Source organism: Acetobacter sp. DmW_136 (assembly GCF_008690365.1).
In the GTDB taxonomy this organism is placed as follows: domain Bacteria; phylum Pseudomonadota; class Alphaproteobacteria; order Acetobacterales; family Acetobacteraceae; genus Acetobacter; species Acetobacter oryzifermentans.
In genome coordinates this window covers 1-11,390 of sequence record NZ_VHON01000021.1, presented here as the reverse complement: position 1 = coordinate 11,390, position 11,390 = coordinate 1, and the positions used below count along the sequence as shown (strand labels likewise).

Sequence of the window (11,390 nt, the reverse complement as noted above, 5' to 3'; positions counted from 1 at the left end):
TCAATATTCCAGATCGGGCTCCTGTGGGATGACTGAATTCTACAAAATGACCCGAAATTGCCTCAAGTGTGAGAAATCCGCGTCGAAGATATCGGCAACCGCACCCCCGATCTGGCTGGCGTCGGGCAGCGGCCGCGGGTCCGGCTCGTCCTCGAAGGGACGGTGGCCATAAAGCTGGAGTTCCGCCAGCACATGGGCGGTGGAAGAGGTGGCGTGTTCGGGTTCGAAATCGTGCTGTGTGCGGGTCATGGGTCTGTCCTCCGGTTCTGGCCGCGCCCCTCGCGGCCTTTCCGGGGGCGGAAAGCGGCAGACGAAGGCCGGGCCGGAACCGCGCAACGCGCGGCCGGAACGCAGTGGAGGATGGCAGGGAGACGGCTATTTTGTTTCGCGATGCAAAGCGCGGACGCAGTCCCGCGCGGCGGAAAATAGCCGGCTCCGCCATTGCAGGCCCGGCCTGGCTGACGCCCGCTCCCCTCCACGAAAGGCCGAGGGCGCGCCCTATCCGGGAACAGGACAGCGCCCGCACGGCAGGGAAAGAAGGAGACCCTCCCCCTTCCCAGCCCGCCTCAGTGCGTACCGGGTTGCAGAAACCGCGCCACGTCCTGCGGGGCAAGCTGGGGATGCAGGATCGCCCGCATCGCCCCACGCCCGAGATAACGCAGATCATCGTTGAAATCCGCCAGACGCGGTGACAGCACGAGGCACTCAATCCCGGCCTCCTGCGTCCGGGCCATCAGGGTCGCTACCGCATGGTCTCCGGCCGGGTCGTCATCGCGCAGCACGTAAAGGCGACGCAGCGCAGGCAGAAACGCCATAGCAGCGAGATGCGCCGAGGACAGACAGGCGGCCAGTGGCAGATCGGGCATGACTTCGCGGAGCGAGAGCACCGTCTCGATCCCCTCGCCTGCTGCCAGAACGTCGGACACCGTGCCAAAGCGCACGGCATGGCCGAGAAGGTCGCCCATCGCCCGGCGCGGATGATCGACCGGGGCCTTGCCACGCCCGTCCGCCACCAGCCAGGTGCGATGCACACCGGTCACGCGGCCTTCGAGATCGGTGACGGCGGCGATCATGGCAGGCCAGGTCTCGGTCGGGCTGTCAGCATCGGTGCGATAATAGCAGTCAGGGTGGAAACGCAGCGATGCCAAGTCCGTCAGGCGGGTGAGGTCACGATGGCGCAACCAGGTTTCCGCTTGCGTGCCGGCAATCGGGCGGGACATGGCCCAGAGCCGTCGTGCCGCATCAGCGGTTCCTGATGCCTGCCCGGAAGTATCATGGCTGAACACATGGGAACGACCGCGATCAGAAGCCGGTCGTGGTGCCGGTTGTGGCAGGCTGAGGAAACGGCGGGCCTCGTCCGCGACATCCCGAAAATCCAGCAGCCCGAGGCTTTCGCGGATGATGTCGAGCAGATCGCCATGCTGTCCTGTCGCGCCATCCGTCCATTTTCCCGCACGGCCACGCCCGTCCGATCCCCCATGCAGACGGACATAGAGCGACCGTCCCGGCGTGTTGTGGACATCGCCGACCAGCCAGTAATTGCCATGCCGTCGCCCGGCCGAGAGGTAATGACGGCACACCGCCTCGGCGTTCTCCGCCAGCCTGCGGGCCAGATCGGCGGCATCCCATGACGGCATGTCTGTCATCGCACCCTCCCTGCAGGCTTGAAGACGCCATAATTCCCTCGTAACGGCAGGAGCAGCGGGTTTCGGCCCGACAGATAACGAAGGATAGTCCCATGAAAATTGCCGATCTGGTCGATCATATCGCCACCACCACCGACACGAGCAAGACCGATACCCGCAAGGTGCTGGACGCCCTGATCGAGACCATGACCGCTGCTGCCAAAGCGGGTGACGAAATCACCCTGCCGAACTTCGGCAAGTTCAAGGTGAAAGAAGTCGCCGCCCGCGAAGGCCGCAACCCGGCTACGGGCGCGACCATCCAGATTGCGGCCTCGCGCAAGCTGGCCTTCACGCCCGCCAAGTCGCTCAAGGACAGCCTGAACGACTGACCTGCCGACAGGTGAAAGGCGGCGGACCTCGTCCGCCGCCCCTTCCTCATCACGCCAGTTTCTGATGATGACCGGCTTCATCCGACCTTCTCCATCAGCCTGCGCGCCCTTCCCTCCAGATCGAGCCGTGTGTCCTGATTGGCCTTCGTCCGCGCCAGCGCCGTGATCCCCTGCACGAAATCGAACACGCTCTCGGGCTTGCGTCCCTCCTCGTTCAACACCGTCTCGATGATCTTCGCGGTTTCCGGTTTCGAGAACCCACGACGACGCAAGAACGTTTCACGATCATCATCGTTCTTCGCCACCAGAGCACGACGCGAGGCCTGAATGCCCGAGATGAACGAGGCCGGACTGGCCGTGGCGAAATTCCGCAGGGCCGGTGTCGCCTGATGCACGAAACGCGAGGCCGCGAACTTGCTATGCCGGATCGTGATCTGTTCGAAATTCTCCACGCCCCACAACATGCGGTTCTGGCACACTCCGCGCAGGTAGAATGACGCAATACCAAGGCTCTTGCTGCCGACTTCCGAATTCCAAGCATAGAAACCCCGGAAATAGAGATCGGGGTCGCCATTGGGCAGGCGTCCGGCCTCGATCGGGTGTGTATCGTCAACAAGGAACAGAAACACGTCGCGATCAGATGCGTAGAGCGTCGTGGTTTCTTTGGTGATATCCACATAGGGATTATGGGTCATGGTGGCCCAGTCGATCACACCGGGCACCTTCCAGTTGGTATCACCCGTGCCGTCACCGGCGATCTTCCGCACCGCACCGACAAGTTCGTGGTCCCAGATGCGGCCGTAATCAGGACCGGTTACGGCGCGCAGCTCGACGCGCCCGTCTTCCGTCTCCAGGGTTTTGACCAGTTCGGCGCGGTGCGACAGCAGGCCATGCTGCAGGTTGATCGCCGCCAGTGGAGCGGGAAGATTGCGCAGGTACGACGATGGCGCGCCCACAAGGCTGCACATCTGACCGAACGACCAGTGTGTGGGCGCGATCGGCTCATTCTGGCCCGGCACGGTCAGGGTCAGGTGTTCGGCATTATCGCGGCTGGCCTCGACGCGGATGGCACGGCTTTCCACCGTGCGGGCCGTGGCACGATCCGCACGGGCAAGCGTGGCGGCATGCAGGTCGGACAGCGACAGGTAGCGCTCGTCATCGGGACGGGAAAACCATTCGGACGAGACACGGGCATTGCGTTCCCCGCGCGAAGAATCGATCCGGAAGCCACCGGACACGGCGCCACGGGATGCTGGGGGCAGGATGGTGGTCGTGGTCATGGAAAACTCTCCTCTATGCCGGTTATTCGGCACCAGAGGCGAAGCCGCCCTCTCCCTCTTTCCGGGGCGCCGAACATGAAAAAAGCGGCTTCCGGGTACCGGAAGCCGCTGTCTCACAATCCCGAAATCCATAATGCTATTCGGCGGCGATGGCCTCCACGTCCTCGCCTGCCGTCACTGGCTCAACAGGCGCCTGCCCTGCGCCACCCACCGTGCGCAACGCCTCGGGCAGCCAGCCCGAACCCTCCAGCACCCGCTCGGCCTCTCGTGCCATGTCGGGCTTTTTCAGGTGGGCGATGCGCGCTGCCACCTCGTCGCCGCGTGCTTCCCGTATCGCCTGCAGGATACAGGCCTTGGTGACGCGCCCGAGATAGTTCTCGACGGTCGGCTGCCAGCCTGCTTCGACCATGTCAAGGCTGAGGGCCAATGCCAGACGGTCTGCCCGTTTGAGGCGTTCGGTCACGCTGCGCTGCGACGCCGCCCCATACGAGGGCATGCGCTCATAAAGTGCATTGACCCCGAAGGACAGGCAGTGCGCCAGCAGGGCCATCCGACTGACCTCATCCAGCCCGTCGATCCAGCGCCACAGTGCATCCTCGTTTTCCGGCAGATCGTGCTTCCAGCCCTCGTTGCGCTGGCGCAGCGCATGGGCTGGCACACTGCCCGGCATGTCGGGGGAATGCACCGGTAGAGAGATTTCCCGGACATAGGCTTCCAGGCAGTCGGCCCCCGGTGTCTGCCAGTAAACATCACGCACCAGCGTATGCAGGAATTCAGTCAGGGCAATGTGCGGATTGCTGGCAAAGGCATCCCGCAGCGCCAGCGTGCGCCAGGCTGTCAGTTCGGTGAGAAGCCGGTCAGGCAGCGGCTTGATCCCGTCTTCTTCCTCGGGCTCAACGTCGGGACCGGTAGTATCGCCCTCACCGCCCGCATCGCTGCCATAACCAGCAATATGTTCATCCCGCCCATCATACGCAGCATGATCGTATCCATCGGCACCGCCGCCATCATCGGTCTCTTCGGGCTCGGTCGGCATGTCCTCGGGCAGCACGAAACCCCGCTCCACCTGCAATGTGCCATCGCTGGCAAGGCTGACGAAAGTCCCAGCCCGCGTCATGTCAGCGGGATCGAACGCCAAAGGCCGTTCCTCCAGGGCAAGGATCGCCTGTTCGATCCCGCCCAGCCGTGCATCGACCTCGTCAGGGTATTCATCAGCCTGAGCGTATTCGGCTTCTATGGTTTCCTGCTCGGCACGCAGGGCTTCGAGACGGGCGGTTTCCTCGTCGGACAGCGGCACTTCCGTGCCCTCGATTTCCGCGAACTGCCGTGTGTGGCCCCATGGGAATGACAGGGCGGTTTCGACCCACTTCCAGCCCTCGGCACGGATGGCTTCGGCGGTAGCGTGCAGTTTTTCCATGACCAGCCGGTCCAGAATGGCCGGATCCTGCAACCAGCCGCCATCATCGGCCTCGAACAGGTCGCGCATGATAGAACCACCCGCCGCGAGATAGGCGTCCAGCCCAACGAAGCGGGCGCGCGCATCCGACGCCCGGACGGTCTTTTCCGTCAGCATGCGGCGGATAACATAGGGTTCGCGGTTATGGTTCTGAAATACGATCTCCCAGACTTGTTCCTGCCGCGCGTGGTCGTCGCTGATGGAAAAGGCCATCAACTGTTCCAGTCGCATGCCATCCTGCTCGTAGACCTCAAGCAGCTTGTCGGACACGGTCATCAGCCGCAGACGCTGTTTGACCACGGTGGGCGCCACGAAGAACGCGGCGGCGATTTCCTCTTCGGACATGCCTTTCTCCAGCATGTCACGGAAAGCCCGGAACTGATCCAGCGGATGCAGCGCCACACGCTGGACGTTCTCGGCCAGGGAGTCTTCCTCGGCGAGAATGGCCGATCCAGCCTCGCGCACGACGCAGGGCACGGGCGCGGTCTTCGTCAGTTTCTTCTGCTTCACCAGCAGTTCGAGGGCACGGAAGCGCCGTCCGCCTGCCGGGACTTCGTAAGTGCCGGTCTCGACCCCTTCGCCATCAAGCATGGGACGGACGTTCAGGCTCTGCAGCAGCCCGCGGCGCTCGATATCGCGTGCCAGTTCCTCGATCGACAGACCGGACTTGACCCGCCGCACGTTGGACTGGGACAGCACCAGCCGGTTGAACGGGATGTCGCGGGATGAACTCAGGGTGATTTTGGGAATAACGGTCGCCATGGCGAAACACTCCATGACGGGCGGACAGGAGACTCTCCCCTACCCTCTCAACCCGTCATGAAAATCCGCGCAGCCCTCTGACTCTGACTGCTACACCGAGACAACCCCGCACCCGCTATTCCGGTAAAAAATGTTGGCAATGGGGGGGAGAAGAACGGATAGTCGGCTGTCAGACGTAGTGAAAAAAACCGACATGACAGACAGAGGATCACACATTCGTAACTTCGTTACCGCACCCGATTACGATGGATATCCCGGATCGCTTTTCAATTATCGCCTAACTGTCAGGTTGTGAGACATCATTGGCATAGAGCATGATACGGTCAACCTCGTTCATGATACTTGCTTCCGGGGTGGGTTTGTAGCTTCGATTGTGCAGAGATGGTTGTTGCCGAAGGCGTTCGGCGACTTTTTCTGCGGGCGAAAGCCCGCCCAGAACCCTCTGTCGACGTTGGTTGTAGGCGCGGTTGAACCCACGCAGCAGGGCTTCGAGATCCACGTGGTGCGCGACGTTGATCGGCAGGACTTCGGTCGCGACACGGCCGTTAAACCGCTCGACCATGCCATTCGTCTGGGGCGAGTAGGCCCGGGTTCGCCGCCGATCCACACCCTGATCCTGGCATGCTTTCTCAAACGCATCCGCAGTGAAGCAAGAGCCGCGATCGGTCAGGATATGAGTTATTTTGAATGGGAAGGCGGCTTTGACGGCCTTGAGAAAATCGACGGCATTGGCAGCATTCTCGGCATCGTAGACGGCCAGAAGCGCGAGCAGCGATCGATTGCGACATAGAGGAACCGTTTGCCGGCCTCACCGTCTGCGGTCTGCAGCTTTGGCAGATGCTTCACGTCGATATGAACATAACCCAGGTCGTAATCCCGGAAGGTACCCTCTCCCCGCGCCGGGCGGATCTTCTCCTTCACCGGCCAACGATTGAGCCCTGCATCCTTGAGGATGCGCCAGACGCTGTCGCGGTTGAGGTGGGGCAGGAAGTGCCGCAGCACGAAGGTCAGGTCATCGAGCCCGAACTCGGTGGTCCGACGCAAATGGCAAACGATCGCACGCTCTTCCTCGGTCGCTTTCCAGGCCAGCAAGCGGGGCTTGCTGCTACGATCCGTGCATTCCCCGACGCCGCGCTTGCGCCATTTGCGCACCGTCTCGTCGCTGATGCCGAAGCGTCGGGCCAATACCCCGGTCGCTTCCGTCGAGCGCGCAATTTCGGCCCGGACGGCAGGTGTGGTGCGGGCTTGCGGATGGATCTGATGCATCAGCGATCACTCCGGGAGGCAGCATCAAACCAGGGGGCGTAGGCAGCAATAGCCCACACTACACCATCCCAATGATGTCTCACAACCTGACAGTTTTAGTCTGGCTCGCTCTGTTTTACAAATATCCCATTACAGAAAAATCAGGAAAAGAATGGGCCATAAGAATGGAAAACTGCCATGCATAGTGCGGCCCGTAGCGGCCAGCCAGAAAGGCAACCCATGAAACTAGAGGCAGAAAATACTTCCTGTGAAAGGACGGGTAACCTAGTCCTGCGCGATACATGATGCCATCTGCCCCGCAATCCCCGCTGCGGCTTTCAGCAGATTTGTCATCACAACGATCATGGCCGTCGGCGTGCCAGAGAAACTTTGCGATTGTTTCGCCCTGAACCGCTAAAAGCGGCTGAATCACCACAAACGTTCCCCAGTAATGTAATGAGTATCCATGGACCGCCTACGCCAGAACCATGAAGGTCGTCATAACCATGCTCCATAAAATACTGAGACCTGCCCAATGACATAACGGTCCTCTCCTCCCAGAGAATCATATTTCATTAAAATATTTACGTTGGCCCGAGGCTACAGGACGGGGAAACGAAATTATACACTCCCGAAAAAGCCAGCCGGATGGTTTGGAAACACGTTCCCACTGCTTTGTTACGGTGGATTCCCCGCTTTCTGGATTGCATGCACCATAGTGATATGATTAGGTTTGGGCATGAAGCGTATATGCAAGAAGTCCTGTCTTCCGCTATGTCTTTTGTTTTCGATTCAGGTCGTGACCCCAGTCTGGGGGCAGACCACCGAAAATCGTGAGACGCCTCAGCCCGTTACGGAATCACCGCAGGAAACTAGCAAAAATACCACTTCCCCGACATATACGCCCACACATCAGGAAGCTGATACACAAACATCAGCCACCGAGAGTGTTTCGGAAACTATTCCGAAACTGCCTCTGCCCGCATCTTCTCAAGACAGAAACAGCGCACAGACCGACGCTTCCGCTAGCGATAATCCAGCGGCCACATCCGACACGACACAGCAGCGGGCAAGTTTCGTCCATCAGGATGTAGCACCAGCTTTTCCCTTACAAGGTGCGCCGCAACAACTGGAAGCAGACGCCAAAAGAAAAACCTCCGTGCTCGATCAGCCACCACCAAGCCTGCAACAAGACACGGATGCAAAAGCCGGGCCAGCAAGCCCTTCTGACATTACCACACACCCGCCTTCCAGTTCACCGTCTGATTCGGCAACCCTCGTACCAGACCAGAACAGCAAGGCGGAACGCGGTAAAAATCTAGGCGTCATTCCTATATCCACGCCTCCTACTCCCACAAAGCTGGCACCACATCAAAATGCAGATAATGTAGCGGTAAAAAGTGAAACGGTGGAAATTCCGAGGGAAATAAATTCGGCTGATCCGGCAAAAATCAATTTTTCACTTCCTCCACAGGATCTCCGTCCTCCTTCAGTTTCTTATTCTGTTCTCTTTGAGGATATCAATAAGGCAAAAATCTTCTCTGACGCGAAAACAGTTGCCGATCTGATACCGGATCAATCACCTTCTTCTCTCGTTGCTCTTTATCTATCGGAACGTGATAAAAAAGATTTCATATTAAAGAGCTTCGTCAGCAGGCATTTCGCCCTGCCACTCCGAGCGGAAATTACTTATAAAAGAAAACCCAACGAAAATGTCCGGGATTATATATCCGGAATGTGGGATGTTCTAAATCGTCCGGCAGATATCCCGGTGGCCTATTCTTCTCTCCTCCCCCTTCCGTATCCTTACATTGTGCCAGGAGGACGATTCAGCGAGCTAAATTACTGGGATACGTACTTCTCCATGATTGGACTGTATGAAGATCAGAAAATAGATATCATGCGTGACATGATACGGGATATGGCGTCCCTTATCGATCGCTATGGGCATATTCCAAATGCTGCACGCACTTATTATCTGGGCCGCTCTCAACCGCCTTTCTTCGCCTTGATGCTCGATCTGCTCGCCATGCAGGATGGTCAGGTCGTCTACACGGCATTCCTTCCTGAATTACAGGCTGAACATGATTACTGGATGAATGGCGCGGATGCTTTAAAAACCGATGAAGCTTATAGACGGGCTGTACGTATCAACAACAATACTGTTCTGAACCGTTACTGGGATGATCTGGACCTGCCTCGGGATGAAAGCTATCCGGAAGATATCGCCACAGCAGCTCATTCATCACGTAATCCCAATATCGTTTACCGGGATCTACGAGCAGGCTCTGAAAGTGGTTGGGATTTTACAGCACGATGGTTGGCGGACGGGCATACATTATCCACCATCCACACGACAGATATTCTGCCCATCGATCTGAACTGCCTGATGGCGCACATGGAACAGACTCTTGCCCATGCATATGCCCTGAAAAACAATACCATTCTAGCAAAACAATATAACGATATAGCCAACAACAGAATTGCGACCATCAGAAAAGTATTCTGGAATGATCAGGAAAAAGCATTTTATGATTATGATTGGAAAAATAAACAACCTACATCAGTCCTCTCTGCTGCGACTGCAGTCCCTCTGTTTTTGCAGATGGCAGGTGAAGAACAGGCAGCCGGTGTTGCATCCATTCTTGAAAAGCGTCTGCTCAAGGCGGGCGGTTTGGTGCAGACAGAAATAGCAAGCGGCCAACAGTGGGATGCGCCCAATGGGTGGGCACCATCTGAATGGATGGCGATAAAGGGACTGAATGCATACGGTTACGAAGATCTGGCCAGAACAATAGCCACAAAATGGATGGCGCGCGTTATCGGAACTTATGAGAAATCTGGCGTTCTCATGGAAAAATATGATGTTGTTTCCACATCGATCAGCCCGGTTGGTGGAAAAGGTGGCGGTGAATATCCTAACCAGATCGGTTTTGGCTGGACAAACGGTACCCTTCTTGGCCTGATGAACCGTTATCCTCAGGTACTGCGACTGATTCTAGATAAAAATCCTGCTGCTGACCAGCCTTCACGAGAACCAGAAGCGTTACCACCCTTCAATTCATATGATGTCCGAAGCAGTGACGTCTCCGTGCAAAAATATGCGACCCCTCCCACCTACTTGCAAAAAATGATAGAAAATGAAAACAAGAAAAATTAATCGGAATATTTATTCTTTTGCGGCGAATAAACCTTCGTGCGATGCCACACGACACCTTGAGTTACACCGCACCCTTTAAAACGTATCGACCGTGAAGCATGAGCCGGGTTCGGTCAGCACGTAGACTCTCTAGAAAAGAAAAGACATTTTGACATTCATGAGGAATGTCTACGGTATTGGTCATGCTTCCCGGTTTTCTGCCCCGCGAGATATCGGTCGCGGCGCAAAGAAAGCATTTGCACGCCTCACCAGCTTTGGCCTATTTCGGTAGATAGCAGCCACAGTGCGCGCTTGCAGATGAAGCTGGTGCATCGACGATCATTCCTAGGCTCAGTGGTGAACTTAAAAAGTAGACAGCAATAGCCCACAATACCCGACCCTATCGATATGTTATAATATAGAAAATATACCGCCCCTTCATGATAGTATTGGAAGCACTTTTTCTATATGTGAGGAAAACTTCTCGACGAGAGAACTTGTTGTTTCCTCCGAAAAGGCAAGAGTTATTCCCAATTGAGGAAGAGCAGGCAGACCGATATCCTTGGGGAGTTCCTGAATATCCGATGGCACGGCACATTTTGTCAGAACGGCTATAGCCTGTCCCGATCTGACAACAGCGATCAGGCCAGTCAGGGATCCACTTGCATAGACAATGCGATAAGAGCGCTTCTGACGTTGAAGGCTTGAAATGGCGGCCTTGTGATCGAATGTATTTTTTTCGCTCAAAGCCAGAGGAAGAGGAGACACCTCCCAGACCGGAGAGTGAGGTTGGCCAACCCAGACAAGCGGCTCTGTCCTCAGTGTGTCTTCTCGATCCGTTTCTTCCACGGAAATAAGGGCCAGATCAATTTCTTTCCGACGCAGTCTGTGGTGCAATTGCTGGGTCGTGCCACAGATAATTTCTATAAATACAGCAGGGTGAAGTCGTGTAAATTCCCCGACCAGTTGCGGCAGAAAGCAGGCTGCATAATCATCGGGGCAACCAAATTTCAAACTGCCGCTCAAGCCACGCCCCGAGAGATCAGCAAGTGCATGATCATGAAGCCTCAGAATCTCCTTTGCATAACCGACCAGTTTTTCTCCGTGAGATGTCAGTGTCACGCCACGACCGCCACGGTGAAGAAGAGCGTGTCCTGTCAGCTCTTCAAGCCGTTTGATCTGCATACTCAGAGCTGACTGCGTTTTGGCTAGCCTGATCGCCGCCCGGCTGAAAGACCCCGCGTCGGCAATGACGGTGAAAGACCGCAGAACATCAATGTCCAGAGTAGCCGCCAAGGTATCATCCTCGCTGATATCTCCAATAAGATATATTCGCTACACTGAATTCGGTCAATGCGATACCGTTCCTACTGTGTATGATATTATGAAATATAAGGTATAAATTGCATGTCCAAGAATGATGATCCGCAGTTCTGGAGCAATGCTCGCCAGCATCTCATTCGATATGGAGGAAAATTTGAAAACCTCATTATC

The 11,390-nt window shown here is 56.8% G+C and carries 6 protein-coding genes and 2 pseudogenes; 2 read left to right on the top strand and 6 right to left on the bottom strand.

Going from position 1 to position 11,390, the window contains the following annotated elements; all coding sequences use genetic code 11:
- Positions 1-48 precede the first annotated feature (48 nt).
- Both FKW31_RS07860 and FKW31_RS07855 read right to left on the bottom strand, forming a co-directional pair.
- Positions 49-249, bottom strand: a pseudogene (locus FKW31_RS07860) (hypothetical protein); the annotation flags it as partial.
- 317 nt (positions 250-566) lie between these two features.
- Positions 567-1,646: a toprim domain-containing protein gene (locus FKW31_RS07855; protein ID WP_150178224.1), complete on the bottom strand. Its 1,080-nt coding sequence runs from the start codon at positions 1,644-1,646 to the stop codon at positions 567-569.
- Positions 1,647-1,720: 74 nt separating this feature from the next.
- Between FKW31_RS07855 and FKW31_RS07850 the strand changes: the two genes are divergently transcribed.
- The gene (locus FKW31_RS07850) at positions 1,721-2,014 is read left to right on the top strand and encodes an HU family DNA-binding protein (RefSeq protein ID WP_166443392.1); all 294 of its coding nucleotides are present in this window, start codon (positions 1,721-1,723) and stop codon (positions 2,012-2,014) included.
- A 77-nt stretch (positions 2,015-2,091) separates the two neighbouring features.
- Here the strand turns inward: FKW31_RS07850 and FKW31_RS07845 are convergent, their stop codons facing one another.
- The 3 genes and pseudogenes from FKW31_RS07845 to FKW31_RS07835 form a co-directional block, all read right to left on the bottom strand.
- A complete protein-coding gene (locus tag FKW31_RS07845; RefSeq protein ID WP_150178222.1) occupies positions 2,092-3,294 on the bottom strand; it encodes a DUF932 domain-containing protein in 1,203 nt (400 codons plus the stop codon).
- 136 nt (positions 3,295-3,430) lie between these two features.
- Positions 3,431-5,512 carry a ParB/RepB/Spo0J family partition protein gene (locus FKW31_RS07840; RefSeq protein ID WP_150178221.1) on the bottom strand — a complete coding sequence of 694 codons (2,082 nt, stop codon included), beginning with the start codon at positions 5,510-5,512 and terminating at the stop codon, positions 3,431-3,433.
- Positions 5,513-5,789: 277 nt separating this feature from the next.
- Positions 5,790-6,778: pseudogene (locus FKW31_RS07835) on the bottom strand (DDE-type integrase/transposase/recombinase).
- A 718-nt stretch (positions 6,779-7,496) separates the two neighbouring features.
- Between FKW31_RS07835 and treF the strand changes: the two are divergent.
- Positions 7,497-9,917 (top strand): alpha,alpha-trehalase TreF, encoded by a 2,421-nt coding sequence (treF, locus tag FKW31_RS07830; RefSeq protein WP_150178220.1) that lies wholly within the window; start codon positions 7,497-7,499, stop codon positions 9,915-9,917.
- Between the two features lie 417 nt (positions 9,918-10,334).
- Here treF and FKW31_RS07825 read toward each other — a convergent pair whose 3' ends face one another.
- The gene (locus FKW31_RS07825) at positions 10,335-11,192 is read right to left on the bottom strand and encodes a LysR family transcriptional regulator (protein WP_150178219.1); all 858 of its coding nucleotides are present in this window, start codon (positions 11,190-11,192) and stop codon (positions 10,335-10,337) included.
- Positions 11,193-11,390 lie beyond the last annotated feature (198 nt).

What these genes read in the sequence shown, in the direction of transcription:
- FKW31_RS07855 (WP_150178224.1), bottom strand. Translation starts at nt 1,646, where the DNA reads ATGACAGACATGCCGTCATGGGATGCCGCCGATCTGGCCCGCAGGCTG.
- FKW31_RS07845 (WP_150178222.1), bottom strand. Translation starts at nt 3,294, where the DNA reads ATGACCACGACCACCATCCTGCCCCCAGCATCCCGTGGCGCCGTGTCC.
- FKW31_RS07840 (WP_150178221.1), bottom strand. Translation starts at nt 5,512, where the DNA reads ATGGCGACCGTTATTCCCAAAATCACCCTGAGTTCATCCCGCGACATC.
- treF (WP_150178220.1), top strand. Translation starts at nt 7,497, where the DNA reads ATGAAGCGTATATGCAAGAAGTCCTGTCTTCCGCTATGTCTTTTGTTT.